20 protein-coding genes are annotated in these 23,883 nt (G+C 42.9%); 17 read left to right on the forward strand and 3 right to left on the reverse strand.

Annotated elements, in window-relative coordinates:
- Positions 1–50 precede the first annotated feature (50 nt).
- From LI288_RS07875 to LI288_RS07895, 5 genes are all read left to right on the forward strand, one after another.
- Positions 51–1,142, forward strand: a complete 1,092-nt coding sequence (locus LI288_RS07875) for a PucR family transcriptional regulator (RefSeq protein WP_022432567.1) — start codon at positions 51–53, stop codon at positions 1,140–1,142.
- Between the two features lie 15 nt (positions 1,143–1,157).
- Positions 1,158–1,844: a cell division ATP-binding protein FtsE gene (ftsE, locus tag LI288_RS07880; RefSeq protein ID WP_022432568.1), complete on the forward strand. Its 687-nt coding sequence runs from the start codon at positions 1,158–1,160 to the stop codon at positions 1,842–1,844.
- A complete protein-coding gene (gene ftsX / locus LI288_RS07885; RefSeq protein ID WP_022432569.1) occupies positions 1,834–2,739 on the forward strand; it encodes a permease-like cell division protein FtsX in 906 nt (301 codons plus the stop codon). Before ftsE ends, ftsX begins: the two co-directional genes overlap by 11 nt.
- A 116-nt stretch (positions 2,740–2,855) precedes the next feature.
- Positions 2,856–4,133 (forward strand): murein hydrolase activator EnvC family protein, encoded by a 1,278-nt coding sequence (locus tag LI288_RS07890; protein WP_227090009.1) that lies wholly within the window; start codon positions 2,856–2,858, stop codon positions 4,131–4,133.
- A gap of 106 nt (positions 4,134–4,239) precedes the next feature.
- Entirely contained in the window at positions 4,240–5,493 is a 1,254-nt protein-coding gene (locus tag LI288_RS07895) for a S41 family peptidase (protein ID WP_227090010.1), read from the forward strand.
- A 169-nt stretch (positions 5,494–5,662) separates the two neighbouring features.
- Here the strand turns inward: LI288_RS07895 and LI288_RS07900 are convergent, their stop codons facing one another.
- Both LI288_RS07900 and LI288_RS07905 read right to left on the reverse strand, forming a co-directional pair.
- Positions 5,663–6,547, reverse strand: coding sequence for a metallophosphoesterase (locus tag LI288_RS07900; RefSeq protein ID WP_227090011.1), 885 nt, complete (start codon positions 6,545–6,547; stop codon positions 5,663–5,665).
- Positions 6,548–6,554: 7 nt separating this feature from the next.
- Positions 6,555–7,361, reverse strand: coding sequence for a DUF4474 domain-containing protein (locus LI288_RS07905; RefSeq protein ID WP_227090012.1), 807 nt, complete (start codon positions 7,359–7,361; stop codon positions 6,555–6,557).
- 354 nt (positions 7,362–7,715) lie between these two features.
- Between LI288_RS07905 and uvrB the strand changes: the two genes are divergently transcribed.
- The 4 genes from uvrB (at position 7,716) to guaA (ending at position 15,062) form a co-directional block, all read left to right on the forward strand.
- A complete protein-coding gene (gene uvrB, locus LI288_RS07910) occupies positions 7,716–9,710 on the forward strand; it encodes an excinuclease ABC subunit UvrB (RefSeq protein WP_227090013.1) in 1,995 nt (664 codons plus the stop codon).
- Positions 9,711–9,756: 46 nt separating this feature from the next.
- On the forward strand, positions 9,757–12,600 hold the full coding sequence (uvrA, locus tag LI288_RS07915) for an excinuclease ABC subunit UvrA (RefSeq protein ID WP_227090014.1): 2,844 nt from the start codon (positions 9,757–9,759) through the stop codon (positions 12,598–12,600).
- Between the two features lie 57 nt (positions 12,601–12,657).
- Positions 12,658–13,320, forward strand: a complete 663-nt coding sequence (locus tag LI288_RS07920; protein WP_227090015.1) for an HAD family hydrolase — start codon at positions 12,658–12,660, stop codon at positions 13,318–13,320.
- A 203-nt stretch (positions 13,321–13,523) separates the two neighbouring features.
- Positions 13,524–15,062, forward strand: a complete 1,539-nt coding sequence (gene guaA / locus LI288_RS07925; RefSeq protein WP_022432577.1) for a glutamine-hydrolyzing GMP synthase — start codon at positions 13,524–13,526, stop codon at positions 15,060–15,062.
- A gap of 292 nt (positions 15,063–15,354) precedes the next feature.
- On the opposite strand, the gene LI288_RS07930 is transcribed toward guaA, so the two are convergent.
- Positions 15,355–15,885 carry a helix-turn-helix domain-containing protein gene (locus tag LI288_RS07930; protein ID WP_009247529.1) on the reverse strand — a complete coding sequence of 177 codons (531 nt, stop codon included), beginning with the start codon at positions 15,883–15,885 and terminating at the stop codon, positions 15,355–15,357.
- 448 nt (positions 15,886–16,333) lie between these two features.
- Here LI288_RS07930 and LI288_RS07935 point away from each other — a divergent pair, with 448 nt between their 5' ends.
- The 8 genes from LI288_RS07935 to LI288_RS07970 all read left to right on the forward strand — a co-directional run bounded on the left by LI288_RS07935 (position 16,334) and on the right by LI288_RS07970 (position 23,562).
- A complete protein-coding gene (locus LI288_RS07935; protein WP_009247528.1) occupies positions 16,334–16,522 on the forward strand; it encodes a transcriptional regulator in 189 nt (62 codons plus the stop codon).
- On the forward strand, positions 16,523–17,614 hold the full coding sequence (locus tag LI288_RS07940) for a site-specific integrase (protein WP_009247527.1): 1,092 nt from the start codon (positions 16,523–16,525) through the stop codon (positions 17,612–17,614). It begins immediately after the preceding gene.
- Positions 17,604–17,939 (forward strand): plasmid mobilization protein, encoded by a 336-nt coding sequence (locus tag LI288_RS07945; protein WP_009247526.1) that lies wholly within the window; start codon positions 17,604–17,606, stop codon positions 17,937–17,939. Before LI288_RS07940 ends, LI288_RS07945 begins: the two co-directional genes overlap by 11 nt.
- Positions 17,929–19,083 (forward strand): AAA family ATPase, encoded by a 1,155-nt coding sequence (locus LI288_RS07950; protein WP_009247525.1) that lies wholly within the window; start codon positions 17,929–17,931, stop codon positions 19,081–19,083. Before LI288_RS07945 ends, LI288_RS07950 begins: the two co-directional genes overlap by 11 nt.
- A gap of 355 nt (positions 19,084–19,438) precedes the next feature.
- Positions 19,439–20,578: a plasmid recombination protein gene (locus LI288_RS07955; protein ID WP_019190307.1), complete on the forward strand. Its 1,140-nt coding sequence runs from the start codon at positions 19,439–19,441 to the stop codon at positions 20,576–20,578.
- A 26-nt stretch (positions 20,579–20,604) separates the two neighbouring features.
- Positions 20,605–20,982 carry a TnpV protein gene (locus LI288_RS07960; RefSeq protein WP_009247523.1) on the forward strand — a complete coding sequence of 126 codons (378 nt, stop codon included), beginning with the start codon at positions 20,605–20,607 and terminating at the stop codon, positions 20,980–20,982.
- A 453-nt stretch (positions 20,983–21,435) separates the two neighbouring features.
- Complete coding sequence (locus tag LI288_RS07965; protein ID WP_009247522.1) at positions 21,436–22,980, forward strand: ATP-binding cassette domain-containing protein; 1,545 nt, start codon at positions 21,436–21,438, stop codon at positions 22,978–22,980.
- An 84-nt stretch (positions 22,981–23,064) separates the two neighbouring features.
- Entirely contained in the window at positions 23,065–23,562 is a 498-nt protein-coding gene (locus LI288_RS07970; RefSeq protein ID WP_009247521.1) for a nucleotidyltransferase domain-containing protein, read from the forward strand.
- The last annotated feature ends 321 nt before the right edge of the window (positions 23,563–23,883 follow it).

Raw genomic sequence — 23,883 nt, forward strand, 5'->3', positions numbered from 1 at the left:
CATTACAATAGTAAAAGAACTAGCTAAAATCAAAGGAAAGGAAGTTTGGGATGATATCGAATCAGATTTTACAAACGACAGTTGATGGATTGAAGGCTATATCAAGAGTTGATTTCTGTGTAATAGATGCTGATGGTAAAGTGGCAGCGAAAACATTTGAGGATGCGCAAAACTGCATTGCAGATGCGATTGCATTTATGGACTCTCCGGCAGAAAGCCAGGTAGTGAATGGATATCAGTTTTTCAAGGTATTAGATGACCAGAATTTAGAATATATTCTTTTAGCAAAAGGAACAAGCGACGATGTGTATATGCTCGGAAAGCTTGCAGCATTTCAGATTCAGAATCTGTTTGTGGCATATAAGGAGCGGTTTGACAAAGATAATTTCATTAAGAATTTATTGCTGGATAACCTGCTGAGGGTAGATATGTATACAAGAGCTGAAAAGCTTCATATTGAAACAGATGTGAAACGTGTCGTATATATTATTGAAACAAAACATGAAAAGGATACGAGTGCGCTGGAAACAGTGCGTACATTGTTTGCGGGAAAAGTGCGTGACTTTATCACGGCGGTCGATGAGAAAAATATCATTCTCGTAAAGGAAGTCAAAGGTACGGAAACTTACGATGAGCTGGATAAGACCGCAGAGGTTATTATTGATATGCTTAATACGGAAGCGATGAGTGCTGCACATATTGCATACGGTACGATAGTCAATGATATCCGTGAAGTTTCGCGTTCTTATAAGGAAGCGAAGATGGCACTGGATGTCGGAAAGATTTTCTACAGCGACAAGAATGTGGTGGCATACAACCGCCTTGGAATCGGACGCCTGATTTATCAGCTGCCGATGCCGCTGTGCCAGATGTTTATTAAGGAAATTTTTGATGGCAAATCGCCGGATGAATTTGACGAAGAAACACTGTCAACCATCAATAAGTTTTTTGAAAACAGCCTGAATGTTTCAGAAACGTCCAGACAGCTTTATATCCACCGGAATACACTGGTGTATCGTCTGGATAAGCTGCAAAAGAGTACAGGACTGGATCTGCGTATATTTGATGATGCGATTACATTTAAAATTGCGCTGATGGTTGTAAAATATATGAAGTATATGGAAAGTATTGATACATTTTAATGGAGGAGATTACGGATGATAATCTTAGAGGATGTTACAAAGACGTATTCTTCTGGTGTCCCGGCGTTGAACGGGATTAATCTGCATGTCCAGAAGGGTGAGTTTGTATTTATAGTAGGTAAGAGTGGTTCTGGTAAGTCTACACTCATTAAGCTGTTGTTAAAGGAATTAGACCCGACAACAGGAAAGATTTATGTTAATAAAAAATATCTGAATAAAATTACAAGAAAGAAGCTGCCTTATTTAAGAAGGGATATCGGTGTTGTTTTTCAGGATTTCCGTCTGTTACCGGACAGAAATGTATTTGAAAATATTGCATTTGCACAGCAGGTCATTGAAGCACCGACAAGACAGGTTAAAAGCCGTGTATTGTCCATGCTTTCCATGGTTGGTCTGCTGGACAAGTATAAGGCATATCCGAATGAATTATCCGGTGGTGAACAGCAGAGAGTTGCGATTGCCAGAGCGTTAGTGAATCGTCCGGCGATTTTACTGTGCGATGAACCGACCGGTAATCTGGATCCTGCTAATTCGGCCGAAATCATGAAGATTTTAAATCAGGCAAATAAGCAGGGAACAACGGTGCTTGTGGTAACACACAATATGGAAATTGTACAGCAGATGAAAAAGAGAACAATTACCATGAGTGAAGGTAAAATAATCAGCGATTTGGAAAAAGGTGGATATTTCTATGAAGATTAGGTCAATATTTTATCATTTGAAACAGGGTTTCAAAAATATTTATAGAAACAGGCTGTTTTCCCTGGCTTCAATTGCCACCATTACAGCGTGTGTATTTTTGTTTGGCGTTTTTTATTCTATTATGATGAATTTTGAGTATATGGTAAAGAAAGCTGAAAATGAAGTCTGTGTTACGGTGTTCTTTGATGAAGGACTTTCGGATACAGAGATTAAGAAGCTGGGTGATACAATCAGCAACCGTGTAGAGGTTTCAAGCGTTCATTATACATCGGCTGAAGAAGCATGGAATAACTTTAAGTCAGAATATTTTGCAGCATATCCGGATCTTGCGGAAGGCTTTAAGGATAATCCGCTGATTAATTCGGCATCCTATGAAGTTTATTTAAGTGATGCGGGAATGCAGGGAACGCTGGTTACATATCTTGAAAATCTGGACGGCGTGCGTCAGGTCAACCGTTCCGAAGCAACAGCGAGCGGTCTGTCAAGTGCGGCAAAGCTGGTTGGATATGTGGCAATTGCAGTGATTATAATTCTGCTCGCAGTTTCCATCTTCCTGATTACCAATACGATTGTCATTGGTATTACAGTCCGTAAAGAGGAAATTTCGATTATGAAATTTATCGGAGCAACGGATGCGTTTGTTAATGCACCGTTCTTCGTAGAGGGTATTGCAATTGGTATCATCGGTGCGATTATTCCGATTGTGATTTTCCGTTATATGTATCAGAATGTTATTGCATATGTTTTGAATAAATTCTCAATTTTGAATAACATTCTGGCATTTCTCCCGGTATCAGAAGTATTCCGGATTCTTACACCGGTTGCAATCGCGCTGGGTATTGGAATTGGTGCACTGGGCAGTTTCTTTGCTGTACGGAAGCACGCAAACGTTTAATGAACAACAAGGTGCTGTCGCAGGAAAGCCACGAGATGACTCTTGCGTGGCACCTTTCGTTTTTGGGGCGAAACATATACCCTGATGGGCATAGTCGCTTAAGAATGGAGGAAAGTATGGCACATAGGCGAATAAAAAGAGGGATTTCCGTAGTTCTTATTCTGTTTATGCTGGTCATTTATGTCAATGCGCCGTTTGGAAACGGAATCCGCGCATTTGGGGATACAGTAACAGATTTGAATCAGGCAAAAGATAAGCAGGACCAGTTAAGCAGTCAGTATGAAGATACGAAAAAACAGCTGGAACAGCTCCAACAGGAATCTGCGGATACGAAAAGTTATATCGAACAGCTGGACGGAAAAATGTCAACGCTGGATAGCAGTCTGCAGTCACTGAATACGCAGATTGAGGATATGCAGAATCAGATAGAAGAAGCCAGGGTCAATCTGGAACAGGCTGAAATTGATGCAGATGTGCAGTATGATTCGATGAAATTAAGAATCCAGTTTATGTATGAGAGAAATGAAGATACATATCTGGACATTTTACTGTCTTCATCGAGTCTTGCGGATTTGTTAAATAAAGCGGATTATATTACAAAAATTTCAGAGTATGACAGACAGAAGCTTCAGGAGTATGAAGAAACGATTCAGTATATTGAGCAGACAAAACAGAATTTGGAAAGCGATTATGCGGAACTGGATATGATGAAGATTTCACTTGAAGATCAGAAGTCAGCGCTGGCTCTGGTACAGCAGGCAAAGGAACAGGAACTTGCGGCGCTGTCAACACAGACGACACAGACAGCATCGACAAAGGCGCAGCTTGAAAAAGAGATGCAGGAGCAGGAGAATGAAATCTTAAATCTTGTAGCGAAGAAGCAGCAGGAAGATGCGGCAGCAAAAAAAGCCGAGAAAGAAAAGAAGAATCAAAACAGCAGCTCGGGACAGAATAGCAATAGTAACAGTAATAGCAGCAGTAACAGCGGAAACAGTTCAACACCGTCAAGCAGTGGATTTATCTGGCCAACGGTTTCAAAGCGTATTACATCGCCGTTTGGTGATACGGAGGATCGAAGTTCGCCGCATAAGGGACTGGATATCGGTGCAGTCAGTGTTGGTGTTGCCGGTGATCCGATTTATGCTTCAGCATCAGGAACTGTTATTATTGCAAAATATAGTGCAACTGCGGGCAATTATATTACGATTGACCATGGAAACGGATTCAGTACGGTTTATATGCATTGTTCGGCTTTGAAGGTTTCGGTCGGTGATACCGTAACGCAGGGACAGACCATTGGATTGATGGGAACAACAGGAAATTCAAATGGTGTCCATCTGCATTTTGCAATGATTAAGAATGGAACGTATGTGAATCCACAGTCGTATTTGTAAAGAAAATTACTTATAAAGAACGGCATAGGTGAAGATATATAGCTGCAGAACAGCATATTTATAAGGAAGGAAGCCGTAAAAACAGCAGGAAGGATTTAGACAGCGCATGAATGAGTTAGAAGAAAATCAGCAGACGGTGAAAAAGAGCGGATTTGGCAGAGGTCTGATATTCGGTGTGATAGCCGGTTTGTCAATTGCCATACTGGCAGGTGTTGTTCTTTTAAACGTTTTTTATCACAAAGGATTTGTCCATATAGGCGTAAATGGTGAAATTTATGTGCAGGATACAGCAACGACAGAAGATGAAGGCATTGGCAGCGAGGTAGAAGCAAAGCTGAATGCAATGGATTCTTTAATGGATTTGTTCTACATGGAAGATGTGGATACGGACACGGCAAAAGAGATGATTTACAAGGCGTATCTGGCATCTTACGGTGATAAATATACGGTTTATTATACACCGGATGAATATCAGAGTCTGGTGGAATCCACAACCGGAAAGTTTTATGGTATCGGCGCGGTCTGCCAGAAAAGTGATGACGGTGCAGTGCTGGTGATTGACGCGTATGAAGACGCACCGGCTTATGCGGCGGGACTTCGCAATGGCGATAAAATTACAACGGTGGACGGAACTGATATTACGGACATGGATTTAAGCAGTGCGGTGGCGTTGATAAAAGGTGACAAGGGAACCAGTGTCCATTTGGATGCAATCCGTGATGAAACAGCTTTTTCCGTTGATGTGGTGCGGGATGAAATTCATACCCAGACCGTAAAATATGAAATGCGGGAAAATCAGATTGGATATTTGTCAATTTCGGAATTTGACGATGTTACGACGCAGCAGTACAAGGATGCGTTGCAGGCGTTGGAAGATGCAGGCATGCAGGGACTTGTGATTGATTTGCGGGATAATCCGGGTGGTGTGCTGGATACGGTTGTCAAAATGCTGGATTATACACTTCCGGATGGGCTGATTGTGTATACAGAAAACAAAAGCGGCAAAAGGACAGAGTATAAGGGGACAGACGGTCATGAACTGGATATACCGATAGCAGTTTTAGTCAACGGCAACAGTGCCAGTGCTTCGGAAATTTTTGCAGGTGCCATGCAGGATTACGACAAGGGTGAAATTATCGGAACACAGACCTTTGGAAAAGGAATCGTTCAGACGATTAAGCCGTTGACGGACGGAAGTGCCATAAAACTGACAACGGCAAAATATTACACACCAAACGGTCAGAATATCCATGGACAGGGTGTGACACCGGATATTACGGTAGAACAGGGAACAGATGAAAATGAGGACGCTCAGTGGAATACAGCGGTTGAATATCTGATGGAGGAAATGCAGAAATAGATATGAATTTTCAACCTGTACAAAATAAATAAAATGAATATATAGTAGATAAAGAATAAGCCCCTTTGGCAGACATGGTAAATTGTACCGGTTCCAAAGGTTAGACGTAAAAATCTAATCTTTTGGAGAGCGGTACAAAGAACCCGGACTGCTGCAGGGGCTTTAATTATTACAAAAAATCGTCAATGCACAGCGGGCTGCCGAGCGGTTCACGTAAGACCTGAAGACACATATCGCTGCGTGTGCCCTGTGACCATTTGATAAGTGTCATACAACGGTTTTCGATTTCAATCGCAGTAATGCCGGCGGGGGATACACAGCTTCCGGTGTTGCAGTACGGAGAGGTACGGTTTCCGATAACGGGGCGGTGGGTGTGACCGGCAATCAGAATCAGTTCGTGCTGTTTTGCCCATGCGGACAGCTTCTTTTCCGTAGTATTTTTCTTTGTGTGGTTTTTGGCGGCACTGGTTGGATCAGGGATTCCAAGGGATTCCAAAGGACGCCATACATAGCGGACAAGAAACCGTGAAAGCCGCCAGAAGGTGCTGTTTAACAAATCACTTTGATGTCCGTGCAGTAAAAAGAGGTCTTTTCTTTTGGCGCAGTCTTTTAAAATAATTCCGGGATAAAATGTAATTTCGGGAAACAGCGGGATTTCACACTGCTCCTGCCAGCAGAAGCACGAAGAAAAACAACGTCCGCTAAAGTGGGCACTGCGTTTGGTAATATCGTGGTTACCGTAGACGGCGTAAAACCGGTGTTTCGCATAAAAGCGGGAGAGCAGTTCAAAACTTTGGGCATGCATTTCGCGAATCGGGCACATGGAGCGGTTTTCCCAAAGTTCATCGCCGTCACCCAGTTCAATATAAGTAAAGCCGTGGGAAAAGTAGTATTTTAAGGCAGCAAGATAGAGATATTCATTTTTCAGGAAATTATCATTGCTTCTGCCTGTTCCGCGGTGGCAGTCACTAAACAGTACATATTTTGACGAAGGATTTAAGGGCAGGCAGAAAGCGTTTTCATAGGCATTTGTAATACGTGAATTGGCACTCATAGACAGGTCACCTCCGGCATCGGTGGAATTTCTGCGTTTTGTGGCGTTTCATCCGCAGCAGGCGGCGGAAGGCAAACGGCAGATAAAAGTACAGATATAGAATCTGTTCATAACAGTCGGCAAAAGGTCGTGTGATTTTATTAAAAATACGACAATAAATGCGGTTTACGCGCTGTGCCATGTGCGTAACAAACGGACGTTTACAGCGCGGCTGGAAGCTGTGCGGTATGCCGAAGGTAAAGGCAACGGAAGCACTGCACAGTTCAATATCGTAAGGGCAGTACCCTTTGGCAATCAGTGCATCGGCGAAGCTGTCCGCCATTTCACGGTCTAAAAAGGTGATGGAAATGCGCAGTGACAAATCCTGCGGATAGGCAAAAAATCCCGGACGGAAGCCCGTCAGCCACCAGTGGGTCTGTCCGATGCAAAACAGTGGTCTGCCTTGATAAAAAAGCTGCATGGACAGCGGCAGCATGAGGGAATTGGAAATGCTTTCAAAGCGGGCATTGGTAAGCCGGTCCGGTGACAAAATTGTATCGGCACGGTAGATGCCGATTTCGGCACCGCAGCTGATACCGTACTGACCTTTCCAGAATTCAATCAGCCATGTTCTGTTATCATAGTCAAAATAAACCGGTTCGCAGTCAAATACCATTTTAAAATGTGGTGCTGAGTAGTCAAAAAGGCGTGTATAGCCAAAGGTGCGCTGCCACGAATCAATATCGGATGTGATAATATTCTGCTGTGGGCAGGAGAGAAATCCAAACGGCTGCATCAGTTCGTCAAGCAGCTTTTTCTGTGCACAGGGGCTCATATTGCGGATTTTTTGGATAATCCGTTTTCTGCGCCGGTGAAAAAAGACCGCAAAAAAAATACATATCAGGATGAAAATGCCGAAGAAAATGTACATAGGAAAATCCTTGAGCTTGTTTTTATTATGATATGCGGGTGGAGATGAAATGTGTGCCGAAAGAAACCGGGATAAAATGAAGATGAAACGGATTCGTATAAAGTGTGGCCTATGTTGAAATAATTAAATGAAGTACATTTATAATAGAAAGAAAATAAAAATAGAACAAATGTTTGAAAATGCTGTACATTAAAAAATGGGTGTGGTATAATCCAGTTAGAAAAGAAGCCGCAGTGTTGAAAGTAGAGGATAGAGGTTATGGAGCGTTTTAAATTAGTATCAGAATATCAGCCGACCGGCGACCAGCCGCAGGCAATCGAGAAGCTGGCGAAGGGTTTTGAGGAGGGAAACCAGTTTGAAACGCTGGTGGGCGTTACCGGTTCGGGCAAGACATTTACAATGGCAAATATTATTGAGCGGGTGCAGAAGCCGACACTGATTATTTCGCATAATAAGACACTGGCGGCACAGCTGTACGGGGAGATGAAGGAGTTTTTCCCGGAAAATGCAGTAGAGTACTTTGTTTCCTATTATGACTACTATCAGCCGGAAGCTTATGTGCCGTCCAGTGATACGTATATTGCAAAGGATTCGGCAATTAATGATGAGATTGATAAACTGCGCCATTCGGCAACTGCCGCACTGTCAGAGCGGCGGGATGTGATTATTGTAGCTTCGGTTTCGTGCATTTACGGTTTAGGTGCGCCGGTGGATTATCAGAACATGGTGATTTCGTTAAGACCGGGCATGGAAAAGGATAGGGACGACGTAATCCGCAAGCTGATTGACATTCAGTATGTCAGAAGCGATACGGATTTTAAGCGTGGTACATTCCGTGTGCGCGGGGACGTTTTGGAGGTGTATCCGTCAGCATCCAGCGGCGACGCGGTCCGTGTGGAGTTTTTCGGGGATGAAGTAGACCGGATTGCACAGATTGATTCACTGACAGGTGAGGTCAAGCTGGAATTAGACCATATTGCCATTTTCCCAAACTCCCATTATGTTGTTGAGAAAGAAAAAATGGAACAGGCGATTGTGAATATCAAAGCGGAGTTAGAGGAGCGTGTAAAGTTCTTTAAAAGTGAAGATAAGCTGATTGAGGCACAGCGGATTGCGGAACGGACGAATTTTGATATTGAGATGATGCAGGAAACGGGATTTTGTTCGGGTATTGAGAATTATTCCAGACATCTTGCGGGACTTCCGGCAGGGGTGCCGCCGTATACACTGATGGACTACTTTCCGGATGATTTTTTAATTATTGTCGATGAGTCGCATATCACGATTCCACAGATACGCGGCATGTATGCAGGCGACCAGTCCAGAAAGTCGACACTGGTGGATTACGGCTTCCGTCTACCGTCTGCGAAGGATAACAGACCGCTGAATTTTACAGAATTTGAAAATAAGATTTCGCAGATGCTGTTTGTATCGGCAACACCGGCAGCATACGAGCGGGACCACGAACTGCTGTCTGCCGAGCAGATTATCCGCCCGACAGGTCTGTTAGACCCGGAAATCAGCGTGCGTCCGATTGACGGACAGATTGACGATCTGGTATCGGAGATTCACAAAGAAACTGAAAAACATAACAAGATTCTTGTGACAACACTGACAAAGCGCATGGCAGAGGATTTAACGGATTATCTGAAAGAACTGGGAATCCGTGTAAAATATCTGCATGCGGATATTGATACACTGGAGCGACAGCGCATTATCCGCGATATGCGCCTGGATGCGTTTGATGTGCTGGTCGGCATTAACCTTTTAAGAGAAGGTCTGGATATTCCGGAAATTTCGCTGGTTGCCATTCTTGATGCGGATAAGGAAGGCTTTTTAAGAACGGAAACCTCACTGGTACAGACGATTGGACGAGCCGCACGAAACAGCGAAGGACACGTTATCATGTATGCGGATAAGATTACGGAGTCTATGGAAAAGGCAATCGGGGAAACAGAGCGCCGCAGAAAGATTCAGCAGGCATATAATGAAGAACACGGGATTACGCCGCAGACAATCCGCAAAGCAGTGCGTGATTTAATCAGTATTTCAAGAGCGGCAGAGGCAGATGACAGACCGTCCGACACGTTAAAGAAGGATTATGAATCCATGAGTGTCAAGGAACTGGAAAAGGTAAAGAAAGAAATTGAAAAGAATATGCATAAGGCGGCGGCAGAATTAAACTTTGAGGAAGCTGCGGCCCTGCGTGATAAGATGATAGAGATTAACCAGTATCTTTATGAAAATAAGTAGATGATAGTAAATAAAGGAAAAACATTGTCAGAAAATGGAGGAAACAATGGAAAAGGGAAAATTCAGGCAGTTTATTAAAATACGCGGAGCAAATGAACATAATCTGAATAATATTTCGGTCGATATTCCAAGAAACGAGCTGGTTGTGCTTACAGGGCTGTCCGGTTCGGGAAAGTCTTCATTGGCATTCGATACCATTTATGCGGAAGGTCAGCGAAGATATATGGAATCCCTGTCTTCTTATGCAAGACAGTTCCTCGGACAGATGGAAAAACCAAATGTAGAGAGTATTGAAGGCTTATCTCCGGCGATTTCCATTGACCAGAAATCTACGAACCGCAATCCGCGTTCAACGGTCGGTACGGTGACGGAAATTTACGATTATTTCCGACTGCTGTATGCAAGAGTCGGCATTCCGCATTGTCCGAAGTGTGGCAGGGAGATTAAGAAACAGACGGTTGACCAGATGGTAGATGTGATTATGCAGCTGCCGGAGCGGACGAAAATCCAGCTTCTGGCGCCGGTTGTCCGCGGACGAAAAGGTGAACATGTCAAGTTGTTTGAACAGGCTAAAAAGAGCGGTTATGTCCGTGTAATTGCAGACGGCAATATGTATGAACTGACCGATGAGATTAAGCTGGAAAAGAATAAAAAGCACAATATTGAAATTGTAGTGGACCGCTTATCCGTGCGGGAAGGAATCCAGAAGCGTCTGACCGATTCGATTGAAACTACACTGAAACTGGCAGATGGCCTGATGACAGTGGATGTCATTGACGGTGAGCCGATGCATTTCAGCCAGAGCTTTGCCTGCCCGGATTGTGAAATCAGTATTGAAGAAATCGAACCGAGAAGCTTCTCGTTTAACAATCCGTTCGGTGCGTGTCCGGAGTGTTTCGGACTGGGCTATAAAATGGAATTTGATGTCGGACTGATGATACCGGATGAGCGGTTAAGCATTGATGAAGGTGCGATTGTGGCAATGGGCTGGCAGTCGGTGACGGACGAGGGCAGTTTTACAAGAGCGATTATGAAAGCACTTGCGGAAGAATATCATTTCAGCCTTTCTACACCGTTTCAGGATTATCCGCAGGAAATCCGCGATATTATTATTCACGGAACAAACGGACATTCCGTAAAGGTGCATTACCGCGGACAGCGCGGCGAAGGTGTGTACGATATAGCGTTTGAGGGCTTAATCCGCAATATGCAGAAGCGTTACCGTGAAACCGGTTCGGATACAATGAAACAGCAGTATGAAGAATTTATGCAGATTACACCGTGTAAGGCATGTAAGGGTCAGCGTTTAAAGCCGTCTTCCCTTGCCGTGACTGTTGCGGATAAAAATATTTATGAGATTACCAATCTTTCGATTGTTAAATTGCAGGAGTTTTTACAGAATATGCAGCTTTCGGAAAGACAGCTTGCAATCGGCAGTCAGATTTTAAAGGAAATTAAAGCACGAATCCAGTTCTTAATGGATGTCGGACTGGATTATCTGGCACTGTCCCGTGCAACAGCGACCCTGTCGGGTGGAGAAGCGCAGAGAATCCGTCTGGCAACACAGATTGGTTCGGGGCTGGTAGGTGTTGCGTATATTTTAGACGAGCCGAGTATCGGACTGCACCAGCGTGACAATGACAAGCTGTTAAAGACACTCCTGCATTTGCGTGATCTGGGAAATTCCGTGCTGGTGGTGGAACATGATGAAGATACGATGCGTGCCGCCGATTATATTGTGGATATCGGTCCGGGTGCCGGTAAGAATGGTGGAAATGTCGTGGCAGTCGGAACGGCTGAGGATATTATGCGCTGTAAGGAATCGGTGACAGGTGCGTATTTAAGCGGTAGAATTAAGATTCCTGTACCGAAGGAGCGCAAAAAGCCGACAGGCTGGATTACGGTCAAGGGCGCAAGAGAAAACAATCTCAAAAATGTAGACGTGGATATTCCGTTGGGTGTGCTGACCTGCGTAACCGGTGTTTCCGGTTCGGGAAAGAGTTCACTGGTCAACGAGATATTGTATAAGCACCTCGCAAAGTCTTTAAACCGTGCAAGATGTATTGCAGGAAAGCATGACGACATTGTCGGAATTGAGCAGTTGGACAAGGTCATTGATATTGACCAGTCACCAATCGGACGGACACCGCGTTCTAATCCGGCAACATATACCGGGGTATTCGATATGATTCGTGATTTGTTTGCGGCAACAACCGATGCTAAGGAACGCGGATACAAAAAAGGACGTTTCAGCTTTAATGTTAAGGGCGGACGCTGCGAAGCCTGCTCCGGTGACGGTATTATTAAAATTGAAATGCACTTCCTGCCGGACGTTTATGTGCCTTGCGAAGTCTGCGACGGCAAGCGTTACAACAGGGAAACGCTGGAGGTTAAGTACAAGGGCAAGAACATTTACGATGTACTGGATATGACGGTGGAAGAAGCCGTTACCTTCTTTGACAATGTGCCGAGTATCCGCCGTAAAATCGAAACACTCAATGATGTCGGACTGTCTTATGTCAAACTGGGACAGCCGTCTACAGAGCTTTCCGGCGGTGAAGCACAGCGTATCAAGCTGGCAACGGAGCTTTCAAAGCGAAGCACGGGAAAGACGATTTATATTTTGGACGAGCCGACAACGGGACTGCATTTTGCCGATGTGCATAAGCTGGTTGACATTTTGCATAAGCTGACGGAAGGCGGCAATACAGTGGTGGTAATCGAGCATAATCTTGATGTGATTAAGACGGCTGATTATATCATTGATATGGGACCGGAAGGCGGCGACCGCGGCGGCACAGTGATTGCCAAGGGTACACCGGAGGAAGTTGCAAAGGTCAAGAAGTCCTATACCGGGCAGTATGTGAAGAAGTATCTGGAGACGGAGTAGTTCGGGAATGAAAAGTAGTGTGGCGATACAGCCGATTGAGAAAGAGTGGAAAGACAGATGATTCGCGGAGTAATATTTGATATGGACGGTGTGATGATTGATTCGGAGCGCCAGTCTAACGAAGGGTGGCTTTGGGCGGCAGAACAGCTTGGCGTTGAAATGCCGATGTGGCTGATTGACAGCTTTAAGGGCGCACCCAACACATTGAGCTGTCAGTTTTTTGACAATTATTACCATGGCAAAATTGACTATTGGGAAGCACGAAAACTCAGAACGGAGCATATTTATAAAATTCGGGAAAAAGAAGGTTTGCCGATAAAAAAGGGACTGTTTGAATTGTTGGATTATATCCGTGAAAACGGAATAAAGTGTGCAGTTGCAACGTCTACCCGCAGGGAAAGTGCTGAAAAGACCCTGCATACGATTGGTGCATGGGAATATCTGGACAATGTGGTTTATGGGGACAGCGTGGAACACGGCAAACCCGAACCGGATATTTTTCTGGCGGCGGCAGATAGAATTGGTGTGCCGCCACAGGAGTGTATTGTCATTGAAGACAGCATTAACGGCATTAAGGCGGGACATGCCGCAGGCATGAAAGTCGTGCATGTGCCGGATACGATTCAGATTGATGATACAATTCGTGCGCTGACTTACTGCGTGTGTGAGCATTTAGGCGAGGTGCCGGACGTGATTGAAAAATTAAATGCGCAGGTGTAGATTTGCCGGGAGTTGACAAAGAGGATTACAAAATGACTTTTTAAAAATCAGATTTTAAAAGTGAAGTAAAACAGGCAGAATAAGGCAGAATTGGCGGTTGCCAAGTATGGATTTGTTTTGTATAATGAAATAATACAATGAGCAGCAAAAGTAAAAGTTTCTGTTAATTAGGAAATGATTGCGCAATAAGAAGGAGGAAAACAGTGAACAGCGAATTAGTGTTGGTTCTTGATTTTGGCGGTCAGTACAATCAGTTGATTGCAAGACGTGTCAGAGAATGTAATGTATATGCAGAAGTGATTCCATACACAACAAGTCTGGAAGACATTAAAGCTAAAAATCCAAAGGGTATTATTTTTACCGGTGGTCCAAACAGTGTTTATAAGGAGGATTCACCGTCTTATGATAAATCAATTTTTGAAATTGGTGTGCCGATTCTCGGAATCTGTTACGGTTCACAGCTTATGGCATATAAGCTGGGTGGAGAAGTTGCGACAGCACCGGTCAGCGAGTACGGAAAGACAGATGTTGAAGTAGATACGTCTTCCCTGCTTTTTGAAGGAGTGTCTGCAACGACAACAACATGGATGAGCCATACGGATTATATCGCAAAAGCACCGCAGGGTTTTAAGATTACAGGCCACACAGGCAACTGTCCTGTTGCGGCTATGGAAAATGCAGAAAAGAAGTTATATGCGGTACAGTTCCATCCGGAAGTAATGCATTCCGTAGAAGGTCAGAAGATGTTGCACAATTTCTTATTTAATGTATGTAAATGTACCGGTGACTGGAAAATGGATTCTTTCGTGGAAACAACGATTGCACAGATTCGTGAAAAAGTCGGTGACGGTAAAGTACTTTGTGCGTTATCAGGCGGTGTGGATTCATCTGTTGCGGCCGTTATGCTTGCAAAAGCAGTCGGCAAGCAGCTGACCTGCGTATTCGTAGACCACGGTCTGTTACGTAAAAATGAAGGTGATGAAGTAGAAGCTGTATTCGGACCGGATGGTCCATATGACCTGAATTTTATCAGAGTCAATGCACAGGAACGTTTCTACAGCAAACTTGCAGGAGTTACAGAACCGGAAGCAAAAAGAAAGATTATCGGAGAAGAATTTATCCGTGTATTTGAAGAAGAAGCAAAGAAAATCGGTGCTGTCGATTATCTTGTACAGGGAACGATTTATCCGGATGTCATTGAATCCGGTCTTGGAAAATCTGCAACGATTAAGTCCCACCATAATGTAGGCGGACTTCCTGATTATGTAGATTTCAAGGAAATCATTGAACCGCTTCGTATGCTGTTTAAGGACGAAGTAAGAAAAGCCGGACTGGAGTTAGGAATCCCAGAATATCTGGTTTACCGCCAGCCGTTTCCGGGACCGGGACTTGGTATCCGTATTATCGGAGAAGTAACGGCAGATAAGGTTCGTATCGTTCAGGATGCGGATTACATTTACCGTGAAGAAATCGCTAAGGCAGGAGTAGAAGGTCTTGGACAGTATTTCGCCGCCCTGACGAATATGCGCAGTGTCGGTGTTATGGGCGATGAGCGTACTTATGATTATGCCGTTGCACTCCGTGCCGTATGCACAGCTGATTTCATGACTGCCGACTGCGCCCAGATTCCATGGGACGTTTTAAGCACAGTTGCAAACAGAATTGTCAACGAAGTCAAAGGGGTAAACAGAGTGCTGTACGACTGCACGAGCAAACCGCCGGCTACGATTGAGTTTGAATAAATCGAGTTGCTTAAAAAAGCCAGTGTTTATGCGGGTTTCAGCGATTTCGATTAGTCTTTTGATAACAAATTGATAACAGTCATAGCAAGTGCCATTATTCTTGTTATCCAGTGGTTTATGGGTAACGGAACAATTAACAGGTGGCTTGCAGACTAAAGTTCGGAGCTTGGCTCTGAACAAATTCCATATTATAAACTAAGCCCTTAGCTGTGGTTAATAACCATAGTTAAGGGCTTTTTTGTCGTTGCCAAAGCATCTGTAGGGAGCTGCCAGTGGCAGGTCCTGTAGGTGCTTATTTATCTTTCAAGTGGTCTTTGAATGCTTCCACGAGAGCGTCACTTAATTCCTGTGATGGAACTTTTGCCCAACGCTGTGTGGTGTCGAACTCTGGATAATGGTAACGCCAGTTATCGTATTCTTCTCTGTTGATTTCTTCGGAAGATAGCTTGTCTGCCTGTTCTTTCCAAGCATACAGCATTTTGAGGAGTTCATATGCTTCTCTGCCTTTGTCCTTGTTGACCTTTAAGCATACCTCTCCGTCTGCTTCACTGACAGTAAGACCGTAAATATCTTCAAGGGTAAACAGAGTGTGCATAAGACCGATATAGCTGTCTATGTCAGGAACATCAAGAGCCTGTGGAGAAACATCAAGCACCTGTGCCAATGCATTTGTAAGGTCTGCTTTCGGTTTGCGTGTACCAGTTTCGTACTGTGCCAAACGCACATCAGCACTCTTTTCTGGAAAACCGATTGCTGTACCGAGATACTTTTGTGTCATACCACGCATTAGTCTGAAAAAATGTATTCTTTCGCTGATAGCCATAATGATACGCTCCTTTTATATTTAGTGAAATAAGTATAGCAGAAATGTTTAGTGGAAGTCAAGAAAAACCGAAACAAAAATGTTTAATATTTTCTTTGCAACCACTTGACAATAGCAAATATGTTTAGTAAAATAAATTACGAATTAAACAAATATGCTTAATGCGACAACTGAATGACCGTCCGAAAAGCCAAACCGCCAAGACCTCGTCGGAGCAAGTTCCGTATCGTTCGCTTGTGTGCAAGCACAAAAGCTCATTCGCTGCACTGCTCCTCCTCTTCCCCAAAAGTCTCCGACTTTTTGGGAACCCCTATACGAGCGAGCGCCTGATGTACTGCGGTGCATTGGGACAGCACAGCGCCTGCCGACAAGCAGGAGTGCCTGTTGGAACTTTAACACGGAGAAAGCGGCAAGCAAAAAATTATTTTAAGAAAGGAAGAAAAAGGATATGGAAAACAGATTTATCCGAGCCGAAGATGTGGCTCAGGAACTAAACGTATCAAAACCTTATGCATATAAACTCATCAGACAATTAAATGAGGAATTGAAAGCAAAGGGCTTTATTACGATTGCAGGGCGTGTAAATCGCCAGTATTTTTACGAAAGGCTCTACGGAGCAGGAAAGGGGGAAATGTAAATGCCGGTATTTAAGAATGAAGATAACGGTACTTGGTATGTGATGGCAAGGTATGTGAACTGGAAAGGGGAACGCAAGCAGAAATGCAAGCGTGGCTTTGCTACCAAACGAGAAGCACAGGAATGGGAAAGAATGTTCAAATTGCAGACTTCTTCAGACCTTGATATGAGTTTTGAAGCCTTTACGGAGCTTTATATCAATGATGTGAAGAACCGTTTGAAGGAAAACACGTGGCTTACCAAAGAGCATATCATACGCACAAAGATACTTCCGTATTTCGGGAAACTGAAAATCAGCGAGATTTCCACAAAGGAGATTATTACTTGGCAGAATGAAATGCTTGCCTATCGTGATGAGAAGAAAAAGCCTTATTCACAGACGTATCTGAAAACGCTGCACAATCAGTTGTCCGCCATTTTCAATCACGCTGTCCGCTACTATGAACTGCGTTCCAATCCTGCGGCAAAGGTGGGAAATATGGGACGTGAGGAACACAAGGAAATGCTGTTCTGGACAAAGGAAGAATACAAGAAATTCTCTTTTGAGATGATGGACAAGCCTGTTTCCTTTTATGCGTTTGAAATGCTTTACTGGTGCGGTATCCGAGAGGGCGAGCTGTTAGCTTTGACTCCGGCAGATTTCAACTTTGATAAGGAAACAGTCACAATCAATAAATCCTATCAGCGTTTGAAAGGGCAGGATGTGATTACTTCTCCGAAAACGAAAAAGAGCAACCGCACGATTAAAATGCCGAAGTTTCTGTGTGAGGAAATGAAAGAATATCTCGGTATGCTTTACGGATTGAAGAAGAAAGACCGTATCTTTACGGTGACGAAAAGCTATCTTCATCACGAGATGGACAGAGGGGCAAAGGCGGCAGGCGTGAAGCGTATCCGCATTCACGATCTCCGTCACAGCCACATTTCACTCTTGATTGATATGGGCTTTTCTGCGGTGGCGATTGCTGACCGAGTTGGTCACGAAAGTATTGATATTACTTATCAGTACGCACACCTCTTTCCGTCAAAGCAGATTGAGATGGCAGAAAAATTAGATGATTTAGGGAAAGGAGATTTTGAAAATGTCAGCTAAGAACAGAGATAACAAAAATCGTTGGAGGAATATCACAGTAGGGTTTCGAGTATCGCCCGAAGAAAACGAACTCATTAACAGAGCTGTAGCTCTATCAGGATTGCCAAAACAGGAGTATTGTTACCGCCGTTGCTTAAATCAGGATGTGGTGGTACAGGGCAATCCGAGAGTGTATAAGGCGTTGAAAACGGAATTTGCCACAGTCCTTGCGGAACTGAAAAGGATTGAAGCAGGAAAAGGTGTGGATGATGAACTGCTGAGTGTAATAGAACTGATTTCCATTATTCTCGGCGGTTTGAAAGGAGAGGATGCGAATGGAGAATAAAAAAGAAATGACTATTCCAAATGTATCTGCGGCAACAGATGCGGAACAGTCACTTTCCAAATGTACTGACAATAGTATAGTCAATCAGGATACGGATTTCAAGGGGTACGAGCAATCTTTTGAAGAAATGCAAAGGGAAATACTCAGACAGTTAGACCCTTCCTATCTGAAAACAGTATCAATGACAACGCTGTATGATACGGTGTTTGAGGTTCAGACACCACTTATCGACGGTCTGCTCCAAAGGGGAACTTACCTTTTCGTAGGTTCCCCGAAAGTGGGAAAGAGCTTTATGATGGCACAGCTTGCCTATCATATCAGCACAGGCACACCGCTTTGGGAGTATAAGGTGCGTAAGGCAACGGTGCTTTATTTTGCCCTTGAAGATGATTACCCACGTTTGCAGAAGCGATTGTTTCAGATGTTCGGTGCAAAGGAGACAGGCAATCTGTATTTCGCAACGGAATGTAAAACGGTCAATGGCGGACTGGAAGAACAGATAAGAGGGTTTATGAGGGAACACCCAGACACAGGCTTGATTATCATAGACACCTTAAAGCGTGTGCGTGAAGCAGGCGGAGCAGATTACAGCTACGCAAGTGATTATGATGTTGTGGCAAGGCTGAAAGCGTTGGCAGACAGTTACAAGGTTTCAATGCTTATTGTTCATCATACACGCAAACAAAAATCGGAAGATATATTCGATATGATTTCAGGCACGAATGGTCTGATGGGTGCGGCAGACGGTGCATTTGTTCTCAGTAAGGACAAGCGTACTTCCAACAATGCCACACTTGATGTTGCTGGCAGAGACCAGCAGGATATGAAAATCCATCTTGTAAGGGACAGCGAGCGATTGGTGTGGAACTTTGCAAAATCGGAAACGGAGATGTGGAAAGAACCGCCCGAACCTCTGCTTGAGAAGATAGCGGATACGCTCTTTTCGGAAAGTGACAGATGGGAAGGAACTGCTTCGGAACTTTGCGAAAGGCTTGCGGTGGATATAAAGCCGAATGTACTTTCTTTAAGGCTCAGTATCAACGCAAGCAGGCTGTTTCGTGATTACGGTATCCGTTATCAGAACAGCCGCACACACGACGGAAGAAAGGTTTCACTTTGGAAAGAAACCGAGCAGACGGCGTGACAAACGGTGTCAAAGGTGTCAATGTTTTTGAGAGCAGCACGCTGTGAAAAACATTGTCACCATCGTCACACTTTGACACCGGATAAAGTTTAGGGGAGTGTGCAGAGAGTGCCTTTTCAAAGGCGGCTCTTTGGTCTCGCCTGCTGGCTCGGTCGGTTCGCAGGCGTGTGTGCCACCGGCACACGCTCACCCCTCGGAGAGCCTTCGGAGAACGCAAAACCTGTTTACAGGTCGCATTTTTGATGGGTGTACCCGTCAAAAGTGCTTTTGCGTTACTTTTGACAAAAGTAACAAAACCTGAGAATGTTGAAATTTACAGATGGGAGATGAAAAAATGCAGAGAACGATAAGTGCAATGGTCGGTAAAGGCTCGGTCAATCACAATAGCCGAAAGTTCCGAGCAGAAAATGTAGACGGAACTCGTACTCATCTCAATATCGACTACTGCAATGAAAATATAAAGACAGTTTATCACGAATTGTTTGATGAAGCATTGGAAAGATACAATGCCAAGCAGATAAGGTCAGACCGAAAGATAAAAGATTATTATGAAAAAATCCGAAGTTCCAAGCAGGAAAAACCGTTCCACGAAATCATTTTACAGGTGGGCGGTAAGGGAAATATGAACGCCGATACGGAAAACGGAGAACTGGCAAAGCAGATTTTAGATGAATACTATCAGGGTTTTCAGGAGCGAAATCCACAGCTTCGGGTGTTCTCGGCTCATCTGCATATGGATGAAGCTACACCACATCTGCACATAGATTTTGTACCTTTTACCACAGGCAGCAAGCGTGGACTTGATACAAGAGTGTCACTAAAGCAGGCTCTTGCAACGCAAGGTTTTAAGGGCGGCAGTCGTGGCGATACGGAGTGGTCGCAATGGATACAGTCCGAAAAAGAACAGCTTGCGGCGGTGATGGAACGTTATGGGATTGAGTGGGAACATTTAGGCACACACGAAAAACATCTTTCTGTTTTGGATTATAAAAAGCAGGAAAGAGAAAAAGAAGTGGCGGCATTAGGTGCGAAAATCGAGCAGAAACAGATTGAATTTGATGTGTTGTCGGAACGAGTATTGAACTATGATAAGGCAAAAGACGAGCTGTCAAATCTTGAAATAGAGCTTGATACTGCACCGAAATATCAGTTGCCAGAACCAGAGAAATTTATGACTGCAAAGGCATATAAAACCAAAATGGCAGAGCCGGTTGTAAGGAAATTGAAGCAACTTGTCAAAACGGTGCTTGCCCGCTGCTTTGAGGGGTGGGACAACTATCATAGGCTGAATACAGCGAATGCACAGTTATACCGCACCAATCAGCGTTTGGAGAAAGTCAATGAAAGATTGACCGAAGAAAACAAAATCCTAAAAGCAGAAAATAAAGATTACAGCCTGCTCCGTAAGGTTTTTGGTCGCAAACAGATAGATGATTTGTTGGAGCAGGCAAGAACAGTTAAAGGTCGCAAGCGTGATAATACACGATCACGATAGACAAAAATCACAGGAGGAAAAGGAAAATGACAAAGACAATTTTTGAAGAAATGGGCGGAACTTATAGACAGGTGGGTGATTATTTATTGCCGAACATCACAGTACCAGCCGAAGAAGAAATAGAGCCGATTGGTTTATGGGGGAAACGACATGCAAGGCATTTAAAGGAACACTATAAAGTGTTATATATGAACCTGCTGACAAGCGGAAAGCTGCATAGTTATCTTGCAGAAGTCGATAAGCAAGCAGAGGATATGTTTCTTCGACTGGTAAAGGAATATGCCGACAGACAAGATGTGACGGAACAATTAAAGAAAGATAATCCCTACGAATGGATTGGAAGAATGAATAATATTCAGGCTTGTGTGAGGGAAGTTGTAGGAACGGAGTTGATTTACACATAAGCGTTTTACGGTATGGTGCTCCTGCGTTTGCTGGAGTGCTGTGGTTGTGGTTGTAAAGAGGTTGTGAAAGATTGAATTTCGTAATGGTTGGATGTATAATTAGGAAGTGAAAATTTTAATTTGCACTTCCATAAGGTGAAATGTATTGACACAAAAAATACAGTATGATAGTATTGCCATTAGAAGAAAGAAAGGCACATTTTGTGTAAGGTGAGGAAATGATTAATAGATAATTTGATTTAAGTAAGACACATATAGTTATTGAGCCTGTAGAGAATAGGTTTGTTTTGTGTACGCTTAAGTTGGATTATCGCAAGAGGCATTTCCTTTGTTTTCCTTTTGGAAAAGAAATAAGGGTCTATTTAGCGAGTCTATTTTTGCGTATGCAAAAAAGACTCGTTTTTGTGTGTTCAAAATAATAATTGGCTCAGACTTCGAAAAGGAGAAACTTTAATGTTGCAGATAAAAAAATTAAATTTAACACATAAAAAAGACCTGAGAATAATTCTTAATGATTTCAACCTTGTGCTAAATGATGGAGATAAGGCAGTTATTATTGGAGAAGAGGGAAATGGGAAATCGACATTAATGAAGTGGATATACAATCCGTCGCTTGTAGAAAACTATATAGAAGCAGATGGGGAAAGGATAATGGGACACGAACGTCTTGGTTATCTTCCGCAGGAGATGCTCGATGAAGATAAGGAAAAAACAATATACGAATATTTTTCTGAAGAGGAAATATTCTGGGAGAAAACGCCTAAAGAATTGTCTGTTATTGCGGGAAAATTTGGAATGAAAAATGATTTTTTCTACAGTAACCAGACAATGGGTAGTCTTTCAGGAGGCGAAAAAGTCAAGACACAACTTATGAGGCTTTTCATTCGCGATGTTTCTGTGCTGTTGTTGGACGAACCTTCCAATGACATCGACATTGCGACGCTTACATTACTGGAAAAAATCATAAATGACTGGAAGCACATTGTGCTTTTTATTTCACACGATGAAACGCTGATAGAGCGTACTGCCAACATGGTGATACATATCGAGCAGATTATACGAAAAACAAAGGCGAGATATACCGTGGCAAAGCTTCCCTATAGACGCTATGTGGAAGAACGGCTTCATAAATTTGAAATCCAAAAACAGCGGGCACTGAGTGACCGTAGGGAGAAAAAGATTCGCGATGAAAAATATCAAAGAGTTATGCAGAGTGTACAAGGTGCATTAAGAAGTTGTACCAGACAAGCACCGTCTGTTGCCAAAAACTTAAAGGACAAAATGCATACGGTTAAGGCAATGGAACGAAGATTTGAAAAAGAAGATGAAAATATGACTCAGATGCCGGAACAGGAAGAAGCAATCTTTGTCAAATTAGGGGATGAAAACTCACACATTCCCGCAGGAAAAACGGTCATAGAATATGAACTTTCAAAGCTTGTGACTCCGGATGGCAAAAGAATTTTAGCAGAAGGAATTCATTTAAAAATAAAAGGTTCAGAAAAAATCTGTATGATAGGAGCCAACGGGGCAGGAAAAACGACTCTTCTAAAAAAGATAGCGGAAGAACTCCTAAATCGGAATGACATTAAAGCAGAATATATGCCTCAAACTTATGAAGACCTGCTGGATTTGGATGTTACACCGGTTGATTACCTTGATAAAACAGGAGATAAAGAAGAGCGTACAAGAATTAGAACATACCTTGGTTCACTTAAATACACACCAGATGAAATGGAGCATCCGATTCGGGAGTTATCAGGCGGACAAAAGGCGAAAGTGCTTCTCTTGAGGATGAGCTTAAGTGGTGCAAATGTTCTTATTCTGGATGAACCGACAAGAAATTTTTCACCATTGTCCGGTCCGGTAATAAGAAAAATGCTCCGAGAATTTCCGGGGGCTGTCATTAGCATTTCTCACGATAGAAAGTATATTGAAGAGGTGTGCGATAAAATATATCAGCTAAATCCTAATGGATTACAGCTAATTGGTGATTGATAACAAAAAGGATGAAAGACTGACAAATTTCAGGCTTTTAGTGAGTTGGAAAGCATACAAAGATTTGAATTTGGAGGATAGATTATGGTACGTACAGAAGATGCATGTGAAATTATAAAATATGCTTTGCAAAACGAAATTAAAGTATATTTAGATGGCGGATGGGGTGTTGATGCACTTCTTAAAAGAGAATCAAGAATACACAATGATATTGATTTGTTTGTTGAACTGAAACATTATCATGATTATATTTATGTGATTAAGCAGCATGGATTTGAGGAAGTAAATACTGATTATACAACGGATGGTCATACTGTCTGGAAAGATGATAAACAAAGAATCATTGATTTACATTGTTTTGAATTTACAGATGACGGAATTGTTTATGAGGGAGATATATTTCCATCAAAAACTTTTTCCGGTATTGGAAAAGTTGGAGATATAACTGTTTCTTGTATTGAACCATTGAGTCAGGTAATGCTTCATTTGGGATATGAACACGATAAAAATGATGTGCATGATGTGATGCTGTTGTGTGAAACATTTCAAATAGCAATACCAGATGAATATAAGGAAAAGTAAAATTTCAGTTTTGTGTTGAATCTCTAAGCAAAATAGCTTATAATTTGACATGCTACATATAGTTATTATCCACAGTTATCGAGTAGGTGTTATCAATGCCGATAACAAAATGATAACATTAGCTCGTATAGGCAGGATAATATGGATATATCAAATAATCAAAAGAACGAGAAACATTACAGAGAATAATTCCTAAACAAAAAGCGTTAGTCTTTGTAGAGTTTGAATAATTTCAATTTGACTCTGATTATTTTATATGGCAGGTAGTCTATAGGATTGCCTGCTGTATTCTTATTGTTGCAAATGTAAGATCGTTTTTGT

This window comes from Lachnospira pectinoschiza, assembly GCF_020564355.1.
In the GTDB taxonomy this organism is placed as follows: Bacteria; Bacillota; Clostridia; order Lachnospirales; family Lachnospiraceae; genus Lachnospira; species Lachnospira intestinalis.